Raw genomic sequence first — 19,122 nt, 5'->3', positions numbered from 1 at the left:
GCCTCACTGTCTCGTGGACGCTTCCGCGCCGGGTGTCTTCTCGGCCAGACCCGCCCCGGCCCGGCGGGAGGGATTCGCCAACGCCGCGACCAGGGCCGCGGCGGCACACAGGATCGCCGTCCACGCCAGGGTGGCGGTGGTCGAGGTGTGGTCGGCGACGAGCCCGGCGAGCCACGGGCCCGCGGTCTGCCCGGCCGCGAAGATCGTGGTGAACGCCGCCAGGGTGGCCGTCCAGTCGGCGGGCGGGGTGTTCGCCTTGATGAGCGCGGTGACGGCGGCGGGCACGCCCATGAACGTCGCCCCGTAGACGATCGCGGAGGCGAGGATGACCGGCGGTGCGGGCGCCGCCATCGCCAGCGCCGCGCCGCCGCCCAGGAGGCCGAGCAGCACGGCCAGGGCCCGGGTGCCGGGCCACCGCGCGGTCGGACGGCTCCACAACGCGGGCGCCGCCACCACGGCCAGGCCGAGCGCCGTCCAGGTGAGCACCACCTGCCCGACCGGCGCGTGCCGGTCGGCCAGGTAGGCGGACAGGAAGGTGATGTAGGTGATGTAACCGGCGGCGAACAGCAGGTAGGCCAGGGCGACCCCCCACAGTGGGCGCACGTGGACCCGCCCGGCGGAGGCGGCCTGCGCCTCCTCCCCCGGCTGCGCCTCCTCCCCCGGCTGCGCGTCCTCGCCAGCCCTGGCTGCGGTCCAGCTCACCAGCGCCGCCAGTCCGGCGGCCACGCCCAGGCCGGCCCAGGCCAGGTGCAGGTGGTCGCCCAGCGACGGGATGCCGGCCCCGCTGACGACGATGCCCACCCCGGCGCCCGCGAAGTAGACGGTGATGGGCGTCCCGGAGGCGGCGCGGGCGGCCAGGCGCGACGCGATGACGCCGCCGGTGACGAACACGGCGGCGCCCGCCGCCCCGGCCGCGGCACGCGCCGCGAGCAGCACCGGATAGGCGTCGCTCGTCGCGGTTGCCGCCAGCGCCAGCGCGGTGAGGACCATGCCCCACCGGAAGGTGGCCGCCGTGCCCAGGCGGCGTACGACGACCGCGGTCACCAGCGCGCCGAGCAGGTAGCCGAGCCCGTTGGCGGCGCTCATCGCCCCGGCTTCGGTCAGAGACCAGCGCAGCACGTCCCGCATCGCCGGAAGGAGCAGCCCGTACGCGAAACGCGCCAGCCCGAGGGCCGACGCGGTGCCGAGGGCCAGCCGTGCCGCCTGCCATACCGCCTGTCGTGTCTCCCGCCGGATCGGCGTGCCGACGGCGAGGGGGTCGGGCATTGCTGGCTCCAGAGATCGAACCGATCGGTACGATCTCGAAGCGTAGCAGCGGATCGAACCGATCGGTACCATCTACGTATGCCGGTTCCCAAGGGCTCGACGATCGACCCGGAGCGCACCCGCGCCGCCATCCTGGAGGCGGCCACCGCCGTGCTGTACGAACGCGGGCTCGACGGCGTCGGCGTCGCCGAGTTGTGCGCCCTCATCGGGGTGTCGAAGGAGACGCTCTATCGGCACTTCGGCACCAAGGACGGGCTCGTGGAGGCCATGCTCCGGGCCCGCAGCGAACGGGTGACCCGCTGGCTGGCCGAGGCCGCCGCGGCGGCCGGGGAGGATCCCCGTGACCAGCTCGCCGCGGTGTTCGACGCGCTGAACGAGTGGTACGAGGACCCGGTCTTCCGCGGCTGCGCGATGCTGAACGCGGCGGCCCAGCATCACGTCGAGCCGGTGCGCGCCATCACCGCGCGCCACCTCGATCGCTACCTCGACCTGCTGACCGGCATCGCGGAGCGCGCCGGAGCCGCCGATCCGCCCCTGCTGGGACGCCAGTTGCTCATGCTGGTCGAGGGCGCCACCGTCATCGCCGCGCACCACGGCACGGCCGGCACGGGCGAGCAGGCCCGCCAGGCGGCGCTCGCCCTGCTGTCGGCCGCCTCCCGCGACGGCGGCGGAGACTGAGCCGGCCCGGATCACGGCGTTCGCGACGTGCCGGCCGCGGGCCGGCCGGGGTTACTTCTTCTTGCGCTTCTCTCGGATCTTCATCGTCACGTCGATCGGGGAGCCCGCGAAGCCGAACTCCTCGCGGATGCGGCGCTCGAGGAACCGGCGGTAGGTCTCCTCCAGGAACGCCGAGGTGAACAGCACGAACTTCGGCGGCTCCGTGGACGCCTGGGTGGCGAACAGGATCTTGGGCTGCCGGCCGCCACGCACCGGCGGCGGGGTGGCCTGCACCAGCTCGGTGAGGAACTGGTTGAGCCGGGCCGTCGGCACCCGCGTGCCCCACGACTCCAGGGCCCGTTCGATCGCCGGGGCCAGCTTCTCGACGTGCCGGCCGGTCTTCGCCGAGATGTTCACCCGCAGCGCCCAGGGCGTGCGGACGAGCTGCCGGTCGATCTCCTTCTCCAGGTAGTACCGCCGGTCCTCGTCGACCAGGTCCCACTTGTTGAACGCGACCACCATCGCCCGGCCCGACTCGATGACCAGGCCGATGATCCGCAGGTCCTGCTCGGTCAGCACCTCGGAGGCGTCGATCAGCACGACCGCGACCTCCGCCCGCTCCAGCGCGGCCCGTGTGCGCATCGCCGCGTAGAAGTCCGCGCCCTTCAGCTCGCGGTCCCGCCGCCGGATGCCGGCCGTGTCGATGAACCGGTACGTCGTGCCGCCCAGCTCGATCAGCTCGTCAACCGGGTCGCGGGTGGTGCCGGCCATCGGGTCGACGAGCACCCGCTCCTCCCCGGCGAGCTTGTTGAGCAGCGACGACTTGCCCACGTTGGGCTTGCCCAGCAGCGCGATCCGGCGCGGTCCCCGCCGCTCGCCGAACGTCTGCGGCGGCGTCTCGGGCAGCGCGTCGAGCACCACGTCGAGCAGGTCGCCGCTGGCGCGGCCGTGCAGGGCGGAGACGGGGTGCGGCTCGCCGAGGCCGAGCGACCAGAGCCCGGTCGCCTCCAGCTCCATCTGCTGGTTGTCGACCTTGTTGGCGGCCAGCACGACCGGCTTGCCCGAGCGGCGCAGGACCGCGCCGACGGCCTCGTCGGAGTCGGTGACCCCGACGCCGGCGTCCACCACGAACAGGATCACGTCGGCCAGCTCGGCCGCGATCTGCGCCTGCTCGGCGATGCGCAGGGCCATCCCGGTCGCGTCGGGGTCCCAGCCGCCGGTGTCCACCAGCGTGAACCGGCGGCCCCGCCAGGTCGCCTCGTAGGTGACCCGGTCGCGGGTCACGCCCGGCACGTCCTCCACCACCGCCTCACGACGGCCGATGATGCGGTTGACCAGTGTCGACTTGCCGACGTTGGGGCGCCCTACCACGGCGACGACCGGCAGCGGGCCCGAGTCGGGCTCCCGCTCCGCCTCCTCGGTGGAAAGCTCGGCGAGCTCGGCCTCGATCCAGCCGCCCTCGTCCTCGTCGTACTCCCCCGTCACGTCCATACCCTGCCTCATCGGCTGCTCTTCCCGTTCTCCCCGGCCTCCCGTGAGGCCTCCCGGCGGACCGCTTCCGGGGCCGGGCTCATTCGTACGTCGCACCGCGTGGCCCTCCCCGGCGCGGCAGACGCGGCGCTGGAGGCGGTCAGGCGGGGCGTGCGGGCGTCAGACCCGCTCCTTGACGAGCCGGAGCACCTCGGCGATCACCTCGTCCAGGTCCAGCGGCGTCGTGTCCAGTTCCACCGCGTCCGCGGCCATCGCCAGCGGATCGGCCTTGCGCGTCGAGTCGAGGGCGTCGCGCCGGGCCATCGCGGCCTGCTGCGCCTCCACGGTCGTCCCGTCCAGTTCGGCCGTACGGCGCAGGGCGCGCGCCTCGGCGCTCGCCGTGAGGTAGATCTTGACGGGCGCGTCCGGCGCGACCACGGTGCCGATGTCGCGGCCCTCGACCACGATCCCCCCGCCGGGAAGGGACTCGGCGATGATCTCCCGCTGCAGGGCCACCAGCCGGCGGCGCACCTCGGGCACGGCGCTCACGGCCGACACCGCGCCGGTCACCTCGGGGCCGCGGATCGGCCCGTTGACGTCGACGCCGTCGACGGTGACGCCCGGCGCGTCGGGGTCGGTGCTCATCACCAGTGCGGGCTCGGCGGACCTCGCGGCGATGTCGGCGGCGTCCTCCAGGTTCACGCCCCGCTGGAGCATCCACCAGGTGACCGCGCGGTACATGGCGCCCGTGTCGAGGTATCGCAGGCCCAGCGCCCGCGCGACGCCCTTCGAGGCACTCGACTTGCCCGATCCCGAGGGACCGTCCATGGCGACGACCAGACCCGACACCGGCTCTCCTTCTCCCCTTCGAATCGTCGTCCCCGAGGCTACCGGGATACCGCCCGAAAGCATGCATCGGCGGCGGGACAGGGTCTCCCGCGCGACGATCTCGCGTTCGCCGGCAACGCCGGCCCGACGGCTCTCAGGCGGTCTCCTCGGCGGTCCCGCCCAGCACCCGGGCCGCCCGCGCCTCCTGGGCCAGCCGGCGCAGGGAGGCGAGCACAGGGTCGCCGAGAGCGGTCCAGATCACGATCGCCTCGGCCATGGCGTGCAGGTCGCCGCGCCGGCTGATCGCCCGCACCTCCTTGTCCGCCAGGTGCTCGGCGGTCTCGGCGTAGGTCTCCAGCAGGTCCAGGTAGTCGTCCTGACCGAGGCGGCGCAGGGTCGCGAGCGCGTCCGCCAGCGTCCGCCTGGCCGGGTTGCCCGGCTTGACCTGCCAGCCCCGCCGGGCGATCAGCTCGTCGACCTGCGCGGCGGCCTCGTCCCAGGCCTCGTCCTCGGCGCGTTCCCTGGGCGGGGTCAGCGCGTACTGGGCCTTGCCGAGCACGTCGAACTCCGAGACGCCGGAGGAGAAGATCAGGGCGAGCGCCTCGCGGGCGGAGGCCACCGGCAGCCCGCCGACCTCGACCAGCGCCCGGGCCAGCCGCAGCCGCCTGACGTGCTCCTCGCCGTACCGCGCCTGGTTGGGGCCGGTCCGCTCTCCCGGCGGGACCAGCCCTTCCCGCATGTAGTACTTGATCGTGGGGATCGGGACCCCGGTCCGCCTGCTCAGCTCCGCGATCCGCATGTCCCTCTCCCTCGCCGCACCCTCCCAGGATAGGCCCGGGGCTTGCTCACACCCGCAGATATGGATAGCGTCGCTAACGGCGATTTATGGATAGTGACACTCTCCACTATCGGAATGGGGGAAGCGCATGTTCCGCGCTCTCGGCCGCTTCGCGGTCCGTCACCGTCGCCTGATCCTGCTGGGCGCGCTGCTGTTCACCGTGGTCGCGGGCGTGTGGGGCGTCGGCGTCTTCGGCCGCCTCGGCGGCGGCGCGGGCTTCGACGATCCCGGCAGCCCGTCCTCGCACGCCGACCGCCTGCTCGCCGGACCGCTGGGCCGCCACACGGCCGACGTCGTCGTGCTGTACGAAAGCGACCGCCTCACCGTGGACGACCCCGCCTTCGCCGGGCCCGTACGCCGGGCCCTCGACGCGGTCCCCCGCCAGGACGTCGTACGGCTGGAGTCGTACTGGTCGACCGGCTCACCCGGCTTCGTGTCGGAGGACCGGCACGCGACGTACGTCACCGTGCAATTCCGCTCCCCCGACGACCAGGAGCGCGTGCGGGCCCTGCGCGGCATCCGGGACGGGTTCGAGGTCGAGGGCCTGACCGTGCGGTTCGGCGGGATCACGGCCATGACCGACCAGGTCAACAGCACGATCGGGCGTGACATCGGCCTGGCCGAGGCGATCTCGGTCCCGATCCTGCTGATCCTGCTGGCGGTGGTCTTCCGCAGCCTCATTGCGGCCGCGCTTCCCCTGGCCGTCGGCGTGGTCGCCGCGCTCGGCACGATGGCGGTGCTGCGCCTGGTCACGCTGGTCGCCGACGTCTCGACGTTCGCCATCCAGGTCGTCACGGTGCTCGGCCTCGGCCTGGCGATCGACTACGCGCTGCTCGCGGTCACCCGGTTCAGGGAGGAGCTCGGCAGGGGCGCGTCCGTCGAGACGGCGGTGGAGCGGACGACTGCCACGGCGGGCCGGACGATCGCGTTCTCCGGCGCGGTCGTGGCGCTGTCGTTCGCGGGGCTCGCGGTGTTCCCCTCGCGGTTCCTGCTGTCGATGGCGTACGCGGGCGCCGCCACGGTCGTCCTGGCCGTGCTGACCTCCCTCACCGTACTGCCCGCGCTGCTGGCGGCCATGGGCCGGCGTGCCGGCGAAAAGAGGCTCGGCCGGCGTGCCGGCGAAAAGAGGCTCGGCCGGCGTGCCGGCGAAAGGGGGCTCGGACAGCGGGTGGGCCGCGCCCGGCCCGCCGCCTCCGGCGAGCGGTGGTATCGCCTGGCCCACGCCGTCATGCGACGGCCCCTCGCGAGCGCGCTCGCCGTCGTCGCGGTGCTCGTGGCGCTCGGCCTGCCGTTCCTCGGCGTGAACTGGGCCAGGCCCGGCGACTGGGTCCTGCCCGCGGGCGCCGACGCACGCACCGTGACGCGGGAACTGGCCGAGCGCTTCACCGCCGACCCCGCCAAGGTCGTGACGGCCGTCGTCGAGGCGCCGCGCGCCCTGGACCGGGCGGCGCTGGACGGCTACGCCGCCCGCCTGGACGCGGTGCCCGGCGTGGAGGGCGCGTCCGTCACCGGGACCGCCGGCCCTCTCGCCAGGATCACCCTCGGCTACGCGGTGGACCCGATGTCTCGCGAGGCCGTGCGGATGGTCGAGGACCTGCGGGCCGTGCCGCCTCCGGCCGGGGCCGTCGCGTCGTTCACCGGGATGCCCGCCTCGCGGGTGGACATCGTGGACATGGTCGTCTCCCGCCTGCCGTGGATGGCGCTGTTCGTGGCCGTGGTGTCGATCGCCCTGATGTTCCTGGCGTTCGGCTCGGTGATCCTGCCGATCAAGTCGGTGCTGCTGAACCTGTTGTCGCTGTCGGCGTCCTTCGGCGCCATCAAACTGATCTTCCAGGACGGCCGGCTGGCCGGGCTGCTCGGCTTCGCGCCGGTCGGAGCCGTCGACGTGAACTTCCCCGTGCTGATCGTCGCGATCGCCTTCGGGCTGGCGATGGACTACGAGATGTTCCTCCTGTCGCGCGTACGCGAGGAGCGCGAGCGCGGGGCCGACCCCGCGGAGGCGGTGGCGCGCGGGCTCGCCCGGACGGCCGGGGTGGTCACCAGCGCCGCCCTCCTCGTCGCCGTGTCCGTCGCCGGCTTCGCCTTCTCCAGCGTGACGATCATGAAGATGATCGGCGTCGGCCTGGTGATCGCGGTCGCCGTGGACGCGACGATCGTGCGCGGCCTGCTGGTGCCGGCCACCATGCGGCTGCTCGGGGAGCGCGCCTGGTGGGCGCCCTCATGGCTCCAGATCCGCCGGCAGCAGCTGCTCGGTGAGCAGCCGCCGCACGCGGACGGTGCGATCGGGGTGGTCGAGCCAGGAGTTCAACAGCCGCCATCCGTGGTAGTAGCCGAGCGTGTAGAGTCCCATCCCCGCCGTCCGCAGTGAGCCCAGCACCGCGGCGGCCTCGGCGTCGGAGAGCAGGGCCCACCGCGACAGGTAGCCCGCGACCTCGTGGTCCGGCCGCCCCTCGGCGACCAGGAACGCCGCGTTGGCCCAGACGCCGAACAACGCGGTGCGGGCCCGGTGGATGGCGGCGAAATCGCTGCCGTCGGGGTCGATGCCCTGCTCGGCCAGGATATTGACGGTCAGCCATGCCTGGGCCTCGTCATCGTGGAAGATGATGTCCTGCGCGTGCAGCCCGAGACCTTCGCTGATCACGAACGACGGCCCGAGCATGAATCTGACCCACTGGTCGAGCCGGCCCTGCTCCTCGACCAGCACCAGCTCCTTGAGCATGGACTCGGCGATGTGCCCGGGATGGCCCTCGTGCGCGACCACGTACAGCAGGTCGGCCAGGTTGAACGGCAGATCGGCGTTGATGAAGATCGTCGAGCGCAGTCCGCCCGCGTAGTGACCGGCCGCCAGGTAATGCGCGCCGCGCTGCAGCCGGCACTCCACCACCTCGTCGTCCGGCAGCGGCACCAGCGCGCTCGTACGCCGGCGCGTCTCGGCGACGGCCCGTTCCACGAGGGCGGGCAGCCGGCCGAGCCGTTCCACCGGCAGCGTGTGGGCCGCCTGCCAGGCCCGCAGCCGCTCGGCCAGCGAGCCGGGCCCTCCTCCGGCACCGGGCAGGGCCCGGTCGAGCGTGGCGTGTGCCTCCTCGAACACCTCCAGCGGCAGCCAGGACACCTCGGCACCCAGGCATTGGCGGGCGTACTCCGGCAGTGGCAGCTCCTCCCCGCCGAGGCGCCGGGCGACCGCGCGCAGCGCCCGCACCTGCGCCGTCAGATACCGGACCCGCCCGGGTTCGAACGGCGGCCTGTCCAGCAGGGCCTCGGCGTCGTCGGCCAGCCGTCCCGGTGGAGGTGGATCCTCCCGTTCGACCTGTTCGCTCCACTCCTGCGGCCCGCGGTAGACGAGCATGGTCGCCCCGCCGTCCCCGGCCACCTGCCTGTTGACGCGCAGTGCCAGCAACGCGTAGCCGCGCAGCCACTCCTGGGGGGTCATACGACATCTCTCCCTTCAACGACACGACCGCGGAGCCGAAGCTAGCTGTACGGTTTGCCGTACGTCGTACGGAAGGAGGAGCGGATGTCCCGGCAGCGACCGCCCGCCGTCTGGTTCACCGAAGAACAGCCGCGCAAGCCCCGGCTGTCCCGCGAACGCATCGCGCGGGCTGCCGTCGCCCTGCTCGACGCCGAGGGAGTGACGGGCTTTTCCATGCGCCGCCTCGCCGCCCGCCTCGACGCGGGGGTGATGTCGGCCTACGAGTACGTCCGCGGCAAGGAGGACGTGCTCGACCTGGCCATGGACCAGGTCTTCGCGGAGATCGAGCTCGACGACACCGGCATCACGCCCTGGCGCCGGGTCCTGACCCGGCAGCTCCACCAGAGCCGCCTCGTGATGAAACGCCACTCCTGGCTGCCGTCGCTGATGGCGGTCCGTCCCCTGCTGGGCCCGCACTTCCTCGCCCGCTCCGAGCTGTTCTACGCCACGCTCGCGCGGGCCGGGCTGCGCGGCCCCGAGCTGCTCGCCGCCGTCGGCACTCTGACGTACTACGTCCAGGGGTACACCGCGGCGGAGATCACCTGGCGCGGCTCGGTCCGCGACTCCGCCGAGGAGACCGAACTACGCCGTCAGGCCCAGGGGTACCTCGACCAGCGGGCGGAGCTGTATCCCACGCTGACCCGGCACGCCCAGCTCGCCGACGACGACTTCGACGGCCAGTTCCAGCAGGGGCTGGACCTGATCCTCGACGGCATCCAGGCCCGGCTCGGGCACGAGGCGCAGGACCGCTGATCCTCCGCGCGTCGACCTTGCGCGTGTTGACCTTGCCCCTGGGTGAAGCCCCAGCATCGCGGCACCGGCCGTGGCGGCCGGGACGAGGAGGAGTGGTGCGGGAGCTGCTGACCATCGGGACGTTCGCCCGGGCCGCCCGGCTGTCGCCCAAGGCGTTGCGGCTGTACGACGAGCTCGGGCTGCTGCGGCCGGCCGCCGTGGACGGCGAGTCGGGATACCGCTACTACGACCCGGCCCAGCTGGAGCGGGCCCGCCTGATCGCCTGGTTGCGGCGGCTCGGCATGCCGCTGGCGCGCGTACGGCAGGTGTGCGACCTGCCCGCGCCGGACGCGGCCGAGGAGGTGGCCGCCTATTGGCGGCACGTCACGGCCGAGACCGAGGCCCGCGGCCGGCTCGCCGCCTTCCTCGTCGACCATCTGTCGGGAAGGGGCAGCGCCGTGAAGGACACCACGACCACGCCGGGGATCCGTTACGCCGCCCGGTCGGAGCCCGGACCGGTGCGGACGAGCAACGAGGACATCGCGTACGCCGGCGAGCGGTTGCTGGCGGTGGCCGACGGGATGCGCGGCCCGGGCGGCGACCGCGCCGCCGCGGCGGCCGTCGACGCGCTCACGCGCCTGCGGACCCTGTCCGTGCCCGCCGAGGACCTGCTCGGCGCGCTCGCCGACGCCGTCGGCGACGCCGAGCGGGCGATCCGGGACATCGCCGCCTCGACCCCGTCGGGAGAGGCCGTCACCACGCTGACCGCGCTCGTGTGGTCCGGGTCGCGGCTGGCACTGGCGCACATCGGCGACAGCCGGGCGTACCTGTTCCGCGACGGGGGGCTGTTCCAGATCACCCACGACCACTCGTACGTGCAGTCGTTGATCGACGAAGGGCGGCTCACCCCGGAGGAGGCCGTCTCCCACCCGCGGCGCTCGCTCCTGGTGCGCGCGCTGACCGGCACCGGATCCTCACTGCCCGACCTGTCGATGCACGAGGCCGTCCCCGGCGACCGTTACCTGCTCTGCTCGGACGGGCTGCCGGGTGTCGTGCCGGCCGGCGTGCTGCGCGAGACGCTGGCCGGTCCCGGCGGTCCGCAGCAGGTCGCCGACGAGCTGATCGACCTGGCGTACGCCGCCGGCGCCCCCGACAACGTCGCCTGCGTGGTCGCCGAGGTGGTGGCCGGCGCTCCGGCTGACACAGCGGCTGATGCGGCGGCTGACGCGACGGCTGACGCGGTGGCGGCGGAGGGATCCGCCGCCACAGGCGACGGCGGGGCCGCGCGATGAGGGCCGCGACGGTGCGGCCACCCCGTTCTTCCACCTGTTCCTCCAGGCCGGTCTCCGCCCGGTCCTTCGCCGTCGACTGCCGGCCGCTGTCCATCCCGGCGTTCCGGCGGATGTGGGGCGCCTCGGTGGTCTGCGCCGTGGGCGGGTCCTTCAGCGTGGTCGCGGTGCCGACGCAGCTGTTCACGGTCACCGGCTCGTCGGCGGCCGTGGGGGCCGCCGCGGGGGTGTCGTTCGCCGCGCTGGTCGTGGCGGCGGTGTGGAGCGGCGCCCTCGCCGACGTGACGGACCGGCGGACGATGCTGCTGGCCGCCGACCTCGGCCTGGCCCTGACGTACGCGGCGCTGTGGATCCAGGCGGTCCTGGGCGGCCGCTCCGTCCCCGTCCTGCTGGTGGCGGTGGCCTTCCAGGGGCTGACCTACGGGACGGTCCTGACGACGACGGGAGCCACCGTGCCCCGCCTCGTCCCGGCCGAGCTGCTGCCGGCGGCCAACAGCCTCAGCTCGCTGGTCCGCTACGGCGGGTCGATCCTGGGGCCGATGCTCGCCGGAGTGCTGGTGCCGGTCGTCGGGCTCGGCACGCTGTACCTGTTCGACGCCGTCGCACTGCTCGCCGTGGTGTGGGCCGTCGTCATGCTGCCGCCGCTGCCGCCTGCAGCGGGCGCGACGGACGCGGGCGGCGGCCGAGCCTCCTCGGCGGCCGTCCGGACACTGGCCGGGTTCCGCTACCTGGCGGCCGACCGGCTGCTGGTGGCGGTGCTGGCCGTGGACCTCGCGGCCATGGTCTTCGGCATGCCGTCGGCGCTGTTCCCCGAGCTGGCCCGCCACGCCTTCGGCGGCACGGCCGGGGGCGGCCCGGAGACGGGGCTGCTCTACGCGGCCTATCCCGCCGGGGTCTTCGCGGCCGGGCTGCTGTCGGCGACGTTCACCCGCGCCCGGCGCCACGGCGCCCTCGTGGCGGGCGCCGCCATCGCGTGGGGGATCGCCGTCGTGCTCGTCGGCCTGGCCGCCGAGCTGTGGATCGCGCTGGCGGCGCTCGCGCTCGGCGGCGCGGTCAACTTCGTGCTGAGCACCTTCCGCACCACGATCACGCAGACGCACACCGGCGACGCCGTGCGCGGGCGTGTCCAGGGCGCGCTCACCGTCGTGCTGGTCGGAGGGCCGCAGATCGCGAACCTGCTGCATGGTGCTGCCGGCGCTGCGCTGCATGGTGCTGCCGGCGCTGCGCTGCATGGTGCTGCCGGCGCTGCGCTGCATGGTGCTGCCGGCGCGGTGTACGGCCCGCGCATCGTGATCTGCGCGGGCGGGCTGCTCACCGTGGCAACCGTGACGGCGATCGCCTGGGCGATCCCCGACCTGCGCCGCTACGTGGCCCCCGCTGCCGCTCCCGCTCGCGCGCCGGGGCCGGTGGCCACCAGGACGTCACCGGCCGCACCGGATGACCGAGTCAGCCCGGCACCTGCCAGCCGCGCTCGCGCAGGCCGTCGGTGAGCACTCCCGCCGCCTCCGGCTGGACGTACAGCTCGGCCGCGCCGAGCTCCAGCCCGGTGGCGTGCTCCAGGCGGATGTCCTCGATGTTGACGCCCGTCTCGCCCGCGGCCTGGACCAGGCGGGCCAGCTCGCCGGGACGGTCGCCGATGAGCACCTGGACCACCGCGTACGTCCGCGCCGGGCCGCCGTGCTTGCCGGGAATCCTGCCGGTCCCCCGCACACCGCGCGACAGGAGGTCGGTCACCTGCTCCATCGCCGCGCCGTCGCCCGCCAGTGCCCGAAGCGAGCGGGCGGCGGCGCTCAGGTCGGCCACGAGCGCCTCCAGCACCTCGGCGACGGGCAGCGCGTTGCCCTCGAGGATGCCGGTCCACAGCGCGGGGTCGCTGGCGGCGATGCGGGTCACGTCGCGCACGCCCTGCCCCGACAGCCCCAGCGCCGTCTCCGACGCCTCCGCCAGCCGGGCCGCCACCGCGGCGGCCGTCACGTGCGGGGCGTGGGAGACGACCGCGACGGCACGGTCGTGCTCGGCCGCGTCCACCCGGACGGCGTTGCCGCCGCACAGCGAGATCAGCCGCTCCACCGCGGCCACCGCCCGCGGAGCCGCCTCGTCCGTCGGGCAGTACGCCCACGGACGGCCGAGGAACAGGTCCGCGCGGGCCGCCGCCGGGCCCGACCGCTCGCGGCCCGCGAGCGGATGCCCCGCGACGTACGTCGACAGGTCACAGCCGAGCTGGGCGGCCTGGGCCAGCGGGAGCGCCTTCACGCTCGCCACGTCGGTGTAGAAGCGGGCGCTGTCGCGCTTTTGCAGGTCGAGCAGTTGCTGGGCGACGAACTGCGGCGGCACGGCGATGACCGCGAGATCCACCCGCTGCTCGCCGGTCCAGTCCTCCCCCGCCCCCAGCTCACGCGCGAGCCGTACGGCTCCCGCGTCCCGATCGGCCAGGAAGACCCGCACGTCCCGCTGCCGCAGGGCCAGTGCGACCGACGTGCCGATGAGGCCCGTCCCGACAACGACCACACTGCCGATCTCGGCGTCCTCGATGGGAGTCATCGTGCTCTTCCTGCCGTCGCCGTTCCCGGGTGCGCTGTCCTGCGACGGATGTCTCGTGGGGTGGATTGTGGTGGTTCGCCGGCCGTGCCGCCCCGGCGTGGCTCTTCCGGGGGTACTGCTTACTGGGCGATGTCCACGCGCAGCGCCACGGCGCCGCGCAGGTACACGTGCTGGATCTCCTGCCGGGGACGGTCGGTCTGCACGTGGGCCATCAGCCGCACCACGCGCGGAAGCGCGCCCGGCACGTCGATCTCGGTCGCGCACAGCAGGGGCACGTCGTGGAACCCGAGCTTGCGCGCGGCCAGCGCGGGGAACTCGGCGGTGAGGTCGGGCGTGCACGTGAAGATCACGCTGATGACGTCGTCGGTCGTGAGGTTGTTGCGCCCCATCACCTCGGTCACCAGCTCGGTCGTCCCGGCGAGTATCGCGTCACGATCGTTGCCGTCGACCTGGATGGCTCCGCGAATCGCCCGCACCATGTCGTTCCCCTCTCGCTGGGCCGGGCCTGTCTCCTGCGGAGACGAGCCCGGCCCATCTACGTGGCCTTCAGCAAATATGCCCGGCTTGCGGCTTTCGTCCGCCGCGCGGAAAGGCTACAGGCCGACCGCCGCGTACAGCTCACCGATCTCCTGCACGGTGAGCGCCCGGACGGTCCCCGGCTTGAGCCGGCCGAGCTTCACCGGGCCGAACTCGATGCGGGCCAGGTCGATCACCCGGTGCCCGACCGTCTCCAGCAGCCGCCGGACGATGTGCTTGCGCCCCTCGTGCAGGACGATCTCGACCAGCGCCTGCTGGCCGTGCTCCTGCACCACCCGGAACTCGTCCACCTTGGCCAGGCCGTCGTCCAGCTCCACGCCCTTGCGCAGCGCCTTGTGCAGGTCGCGCGGGACAGGACCGGGCACCTTGGCCCAGTACTTCTTCTGCACGCCGTAGCTCGGATGGGTCAGCCGGTGGGCGAGCTCGCCGTCGTTGGTCAGCAGCAGCAGGCCCTCGGTCTCGGTGTCGAGACGCCCCACGTGGAACAGCCGCGGCGCGAGGTCCTGCACGTAGTCGTTCAGGCACGGCCGGCCCTCGGGGTCGTCCATCGTGCTCACCACGCCGATCGGCTTGTTGAGCGCGTAGTAGACGGTGTCCGAGGACGTCGGGATGCGCTTGCCGTCGACCCGGATGACCTGCTTGGCGGGGTCGACGCGGGCGCCGAAGCGGCGCACCGTCTGCCCGTCCACCGTCACCCGGCCGTCGCCGATCATCTCCTCGCACGCCCGCCGGCTGGCCACCCCGGCCTGGGCGAGCACCTTCTGCAGGCGCTCACCGCCCGGCACCTCGGTCGTGTCGCGCTCGTCGGTGTAGTCCTTGTCGTAGAAGTCCGGGTCGCGCAGCGGCTGCCTGGACGTCTTGAACGGGTTGCCCGCCGGGCCCGCGCCGGGGCTCTTGGAACCTCCCGCGGGCCGCGCCGCGCCGCGCGAGCCCGCGCTCGCTCCGGCGCCGCCGAACCGGCCGCGACCGCCCCCCTGGCGGCCGATCGTCTGCACATCGTCACGGCTCGCACGGCCCCTGCCGCCGCCGCGTGCCGTGCGGAAGTCGCCGCGCTCGCTCCGTGCTTCACGGTCGCCGCGCCGGCTCCGGCCGTCCCGGTCGCCCCGCTCCTCGTCGCGGAAGGCCGCCCGCCTCGTCTCCTGGGCCGTCTCGTAACCGCCGTCGCGGTCACGCAGCCGGTCCCGGCCGCCCTCCGGCCTGCCGTACCTGCCGCGCGAACCGGCCCCCTCGGTACGGAACGAGGGACGGCCGGCGGAGGAGGCGTCCCGGGCACCGCGATCCCGGCCGGAACCGCGATCACGGTCGAAGTCACGCTCGTAGCCACGGCCGCCGTCGCGATCGGAGCTGCGGTCGAACCCGCGGTCGGAGCCGCGGTCGAAGCCACGGCCGCCGTCGCGGTCGCCGGAACGGCCGCCCTCGGGCCTGCCGTACCTGCCGCGAGAACCGCCCCGCTCCGCCCGGAAGGAGGTCCGGTCGTCGTCGCGATACCGCTCGCCGCCGGAACGCGCGTCGCGGCGGCCGGTGTCACCGTAACGACCGGTGTCACCGTAACGGCCGCGGGAGCGGTCGTCACGGGCGTCACCGGTACGGCGCTCGCCGTACCGGTCGCCGCGCGGGGCCTCCTCGTCGCGGGACCGCCTGGAGTCCGGCCTGTCGGACCGGGAGTCGGACCTTGAGCCCGACCTGGAGTCGAAACCGTACCCGGACCGGGAACCAGGGACGCGGGAACCGCCGCGCCGGTCGCCCTGGGGGCGGAAGCCGCCGGATCCGCCGCGGGATCCACGCGGGCTCGCGCCCTGCTGACCGGTGCTCCGGCTCCGACCGCGTCCCTCACCGGACGGGGTGCCACGCCTGTTGTTCACTACTTCTGCTCCTCAAGAATTTCCACGTCGTCCGGGAGGAACGGGGCGAGCTCGGGAAGCTCGTCGAGGCTCCGCAGCCCCAGTCTCTCCAGGAAGTAACTCGTCGTCCGGTAGAGCACGGCCTGGCTCTCCGGGTCGGTTCCGGCCTCTTCCACGAGGCCGCGTGCGACCAGCGTCCGCATGACGCCGTCGCTGCTCACGCCGCGCACCGCCGCCACCCGGGCCCGGCTGACCGGTTGCCGGTAGGCGACCACGGCGAGGGTCTCCAGCGCGGCCTGCGTCAGCCGCGCCTGCTGGCCGTCCCTGACGAACCTCTCCACCAGCGCGGCGCATTCCGCCCTGGTGTAGAAGCGCCAGCCTCCGGCCACCTCTCGCAGATCGAAACCCCGTCCGGAGGCCGTGTATTCCTCCGACAGCGCGCGGAGCGCGGCGGCGACCTCCGCCGTCGGGCGTTCGAGCACCTGCGCGAGGGTCACCTCGGCGACCGGCTCGTCCACCACCATCAGGATCGCTTCGAGGGCCGTGGAGAGCGTGGGGCCCTCCACCGGCTCCGCCTCGGACTCCCGGGCCACCGAGGCCGGATCCGGCGATCCGGGGCCGGATGACGCGAGCGCGCCGCCGTCCCGCCCCGTCACATCGGCGGCGGAACCGGAGAGGTCGCCGCCGGAACCGGGGGTGTCGCTCGCTTCCATCGCTCCTCGCTCGTCCTGCGGGTCACGTCTCCGTCGCGCCGTTCGTCCGGCGTCCTCGGTTCGGCGGGGCCTCTGTCCGGTCGGGTGGCCCGCCTCACTCGTCCCGTGCGGCCGCCGCCTCGGCGGGCCGCTCCTCGCGCCGGCCCTCGTCGTAGTCGTCGCCAACCGTGACGTCGCCGTCGGCGGTTCCCGTCCAGGTGACGTACAGGTCGCCGAGGGGTTCGACCTGTTCGAAGGAGACCGCGGCCTCCCGGAACAGCTCAAGGACGGCCAGGAAACGGGCGACGACCTCGAACGTCCCCGCGCAGTCGGCGGTCAGCGCCCGGAAGGTCGCCGTGTGCAGCCGCCTCAGCCGCTCGACAAGAATAGCGGCTTGCTCCCTGACGCTGGCCAGCGGTTGGTAGATGTGCGAGACCGACACCGACGGCGGGGCCTTCGGGGTGAAGGCCCGTGCCGCGATCTTGGCGAGCTGCTCGGGCCCGATGCCGAGCACGAGTTCCGGCAGCAGGTCGGCGAAGCGCTTTTCCATCGGCACGGCGCGCGGGAAGCGCAGCGCCTCCTCGGCCATCCGGCCGGAGAAGATCTTCGCGACCTCCTTGTACGCCCGATACTGCAGCAGCCGCGCGAACAGCAGGTCGCGGGCCTCCAGCAGAGCGAGGTCCTCCTCGTCCTCCACCTCTCCGGTGGGCAGCAGCCGGGCCGCCTTGAGGTCGAGCAGGGTCGCCGCGACGAGCAGGAAGTGGCTCGTCTGGTCGAGGTCCCACTCCGGGCCCCGCGACCGGATGTACGCGATGAACTCGTCGGTGACCTTGTGCAGGGACACCTCGGTGATGTCCAGCTTGTGCTTGGAGATCAGCCCGAGCAGCAGGTCGAACGGCCCTTCGAAGACGTCCAGGTGCACCTGGAAGCCGCTCGGGGCGCTCTCCTCGGTCCCCTGGTCGGTCTCCTGGCCGGTCGTCACACCTGCCATTGTCCCCTACCGGCGTGATCGCGCGGCACCTACGACGACATCGCTGTCAGACGCGGGCGGGCCACCTGGCCAGCAGCTCGCGGGCCAGCTCACGGTAGGCGGTGGCGCCCATCGAGCCGGGGTCGAACTGCGTGATCGGCTCTCCCGCCAGCGTGGCGTCGGGGAAGCGAACCGTCCGGTTGATGACCGTGTGGAACACCTTGTCGCCGAAGCCCTGCATGATCGTCTGCAGCACCTCGCGGGCGTGCAGCGTGCGGGGGTCGTACATGGTGGCGAGCAGGCCGTCGATCTCCAGGCTCTTGTTGAGCCGCTCCTGGACCTTGCCGATCGACTCCATGAGCAGCGCGACGCCGCGCAGCGCGAAGAACTCGCACTCCAGCGGAATCATCACGCTGTGCGCGCAGGTCAGCGCGTTGACCGTCAGCAGGCCGAGGGACGGCTGGCAGTCGATCAGGCAGATGTCGTAGTGCGGCAGCAGCGGCTCCAGCGCCCGCTGGAGGGCGTACTCCCTCGCCACCTCGTTGACGAGCCGGATCTCCGCGCCGGACAGGAAGATGTTGCTCGGCAGGAGCTGCATGCCCTCGACGGTGGTGTCGAGCAGCACGTCCTCGACCGTGACGTCCGGCTCCTCCATGATCAGGTCGTAGACCGTCGCCTCGAGCGGCCGGGGGTCGATGCCGAGACCGACCGACAGCGCGCCCTGCGGGTCGAAGTCGACGAGCAGAACCCGCTGACCGACCTCGGCGAGCGCGGCGCCCAGGTTGATCGTGGTCGTCGTCTTGCCGACGCCGCCCTTCTGGTTCACCATCGCGACGATGCGCGCGGGCCCGTGCGACTCCGGCGGGGTCGGCTCGGGGAACACCGGACGTGGACGGCCGGTAGGCCCGATCGCGCCGGGAGCCCCCACCCACGTCCCCTCTGTGGTCGCAGTCACCTGTTGGTCCTCCCTGACGGCCTTAGAACCTGATCGAATCTAAAGGGTAGGCACGTGGTCGGCAAGGCGGCGCGCCAAAGGCCCGCGAGATGGGCCTTCTAATGCAACGCACGGGGATGCGCCGCCGCGTAGACCTCCCGGAGCGTGTCGACCGTCACCAGGGTGTACACCTGCGTGGTGGTCACCGAGGCGTGCCCGAGCAACTCCTGGACAACCCTAACGTCGGCGCCGCCGTCCAGGAGGTGGGTTGCGAACGAATGGCGCAACATATGCGGTGATACACCGGAAAGTCCGGCTCGTTCCGCCGCCGCCTGCAGCACCTCCCAGGCGCCCTGCCGGGTGAGCCGCCCGCCCCGCGCGTTGAGGAACAGCGCGGGCGTCCCCCGGCCGTGCGCCGCCAGCCGAGGCCTGGCCCTGACCAGGTACGCGTCGAGCGCCTGGCGGGCGAAGCTGCCGAGGGGCACGATCCTGGTCCGCCCGCCCTTGCCGCGCAGCCGCACCTGGTCCTGGTCGGGCTCCTCGTCGTGGACCGGACCCGTGGGCACGTCGTCCACAGCCAGCCCGACGGCCTCGGAGATCCGGGCGCCCGTGCCGTACAGGACCTCCAGCAGGGCGCGGTTACGCAGGGCGAGCGGCGAGTCCTCCGGGCCGCAGGCGGCGATGAGCCGCTCGACCTCCGCGACGGTGATCGCCTTGGGGAGGCGCCGGAGCTGGCGCGGCGGGCGCACCTCGTGCGCGGGGTCGTGGCCGGCCACGCCCTCGCGCAGGGCGAATCGGTGCAGCCCGCGTACGGCCGACACGGCGCGGGCGGCCGAGCTGGCGACCAGCGCCGGGTGGTCCTCGTCGCCCTCCCGCAGCGCGGCGAGGAAGGCGACCACGTCCGACTCGGCGACCTGCGCGAACGTCTCGAGCCCGCGCGCCCGGAGATGCTCGACGTATCGGCGCAGGTCACGCCGGTAGGAGGCGAGCGTGTTGGCAGACAGCCCCCGCTCCACCGCCAGGTGGGCGAGGTAGCTGGACAGCACCGCCTCGGGCTC

Annotated in this window: 16 protein-coding genes and 1 pseudogene; 5 read left to right on the top strand and 12 right to left on the bottom strand. The window is 73.4% G+C overall.

Annotated elements, in window-relative coordinates; all coding sequences use genetic code 11:
- Positions 1-3 precede the first annotated feature (3 nt).
- Positions 4-1,266, bottom strand: coding sequence for a YbfB/YjiJ family MFS transporter (locus IL992_RS10050; RefSeq protein WP_193203022.1), 1,263 nt, complete (start codon positions 1,264-1,266; stop codon positions 4-6).
- A 78-nt stretch (positions 1,267-1,344) separates the two neighbouring features.
- Between IL992_RS10050 and IL992_RS10045 the strand changes: the two genes are divergently transcribed.
- Positions 1,345-1,944: a TetR/AcrR family transcriptional regulator gene (locus IL992_RS10045; protein ID WP_193203021.1), complete on the top strand. Its 600-nt coding sequence runs from the start codon at positions 1,345-1,347 to the stop codon at positions 1,942-1,944.
- A 51-nt stretch (positions 1,945-1,995) separates the two neighbouring features.
- Here IL992_RS10045 and der read toward each other — a convergent pair whose 3' ends face one another.
- The 3 genes from der to IL992_RS10030 form a co-directional block, all read right to left on the bottom strand.
- Positions 1,996-3,414 (bottom strand): ribosome biogenesis GTPase Der, encoded by a 1,419-nt coding sequence (der, locus tag IL992_RS10040; protein ID WP_226872588.1) that lies wholly within the window; start codon positions 3,412-3,414, stop codon positions 1,996-1,998.
- Between the two features lie 159 nt (positions 3,415-3,573).
- The gene (cmk, locus tag IL992_RS10035) at positions 3,574-4,221 is read right to left on the bottom strand and encodes a (d)CMP kinase (protein WP_226872690.1); all 648 of its coding nucleotides are present in this window, start codon (positions 4,219-4,221) and stop codon (positions 3,574-3,576) included.
- A gap of 154 nt (positions 4,222-4,375) precedes the next feature.
- A complete protein-coding gene (locus tag IL992_RS10030) occupies positions 4,376-5,020 on the bottom strand; it encodes a MerR family transcriptional regulator (RefSeq protein WP_193203018.1) in 645 nt (214 codons plus the stop codon).
- A gap of 127 nt (positions 5,021-5,147) precedes the next feature.
- Here IL992_RS10030 and IL992_RS10025 point away from each other — a divergent pair.
- A pseudogene (locus tag IL992_RS10025) lies at positions 5,148-7,265 on the top strand (MMPL family transporter); the annotation flags it as partial.
- A gap of 12 nt (positions 7,266-7,277) precedes the next feature.
- Here the strand turns inward: IL992_RS10025 and IL992_RS45975 are convergent.
- Positions 7,278-8,489: a hypothetical protein gene (locus tag IL992_RS45975; protein WP_226872587.1), complete on the bottom strand. Its 1,212-nt coding sequence runs from the start codon at positions 8,487-8,489 to the stop codon at positions 7,278-7,280.
- 84 nt (positions 8,490-8,573) lie between these two features.
- Between IL992_RS45975 and IL992_RS10020 the strand changes: the two genes are divergently transcribed.
- From IL992_RS10020 to IL992_RS10010, 3 genes are all read left to right on the top strand, one after another.
- Positions 8,574-9,281 carry a TetR/AcrR family transcriptional regulator gene (locus IL992_RS10020; protein WP_193203016.1) on the top strand — a complete coding sequence of 236 codons (708 nt, stop codon included), beginning with the start codon at positions 8,574-8,576 and terminating at the stop codon, positions 9,279-9,281.
- A gap of 95 nt (positions 9,282-9,376) precedes the next feature.
- Positions 9,377-10,552, top strand: a complete 1,176-nt coding sequence (locus IL992_RS10015) for a MerR family transcriptional regulator (RefSeq protein ID WP_319018454.1) — start codon at positions 9,377-9,379, stop codon at positions 10,550-10,552.
- Positions 10,549-12,039, top strand: coding sequence for an MFS transporter (locus IL992_RS10010; protein ID WP_193203014.1), 1,491 nt, complete (start codon positions 10,549-10,551; stop codon positions 12,037-12,039). The genes IL992_RS10015 and IL992_RS10010 overlap by 4 nt, the downstream gene beginning before the upstream one ends.
- Here the strand turns inward: IL992_RS10010 and IL992_RS10005 are convergent.
- From IL992_RS10005 to IL992_RS09975, 7 genes are all read right to left on the bottom strand, one after another.
- The gene (locus IL992_RS10005) at positions 11,996-13,090 is read right to left on the bottom strand and encodes a prephenate dehydrogenase (protein WP_193203013.1); all 1,095 of its coding nucleotides are present in this window, start codon (positions 13,088-13,090) and stop codon (positions 11,996-11,998) included. The two genes, IL992_RS10010 and IL992_RS10005, sit on opposite strands and share 44 nt — an antisense overlap.
- Before the next feature lie 119 nt (positions 13,091-13,209).
- A complete protein-coding gene (aroH, locus tag IL992_RS10000; RefSeq protein ID WP_193203012.1) occupies positions 13,210-13,569 on the bottom strand; it encodes a chorismate mutase in 360 nt (119 codons plus the stop codon).
- 114 nt (positions 13,570-13,683) lie between these two features.
- Complete coding sequence (locus IL992_RS48260; RefSeq protein ID WP_193203011.1) at positions 13,684-15,489, bottom strand: pseudouridine synthase; 1,806 nt, start codon at positions 15,487-15,489, stop codon at positions 13,684-13,686.
- The gene (gene scpB / locus IL992_RS09990; protein WP_239108017.1) at positions 15,489-15,992 is read right to left on the bottom strand and encodes an SMC-Scp complex subunit ScpB; all 504 of its coding nucleotides are present in this window, start codon (positions 15,990-15,992) and stop codon (positions 15,489-15,491) included. Before scpB ends, IL992_RS48260 begins: the two co-directional genes overlap by 1 nt.
- Positions 15,993-16,275: 283 nt before the next feature.
- Positions 16,276-17,151 (bottom strand): segregation and condensation protein A, encoded by an 876-nt coding sequence (locus IL992_RS09985; RefSeq protein WP_193203009.1) that lies wholly within the window; start codon positions 17,149-17,151, stop codon positions 16,276-16,278.
- Between the two features lie 46 nt (positions 17,152-17,197).
- Positions 17,198-18,085: a ParA family protein gene (locus tag IL992_RS09980; protein WP_373308207.1), complete on the bottom strand. Its 888-nt coding sequence runs from the start codon at positions 18,083-18,085 to the stop codon at positions 17,198-17,200.
- 98 nt (positions 18,086-18,183) lie between these two features.
- Positions 18,184-19,110 (bottom strand): site-specific tyrosine recombinase XerD, encoded by a 927-nt coding sequence (locus tag IL992_RS09975; protein WP_319018453.1) that lies wholly within the window; start codon positions 19,108-19,110, stop codon positions 18,184-18,186.
- Positions 19,111-19,122: the final 12 nt, after the last annotated feature.

Source organism: Microbispora sitophila, assembly GCF_014892245.1.
GTDB classification, from domain to species: domain Bacteria; phylum Actinomycetota; class Actinomycetes; order Streptosporangiales; family Streptosporangiaceae; genus Microbispora; species Microbispora siamensis.
This window is presented reverse-complemented; position numbering and strand designations above follow the sequence as displayed.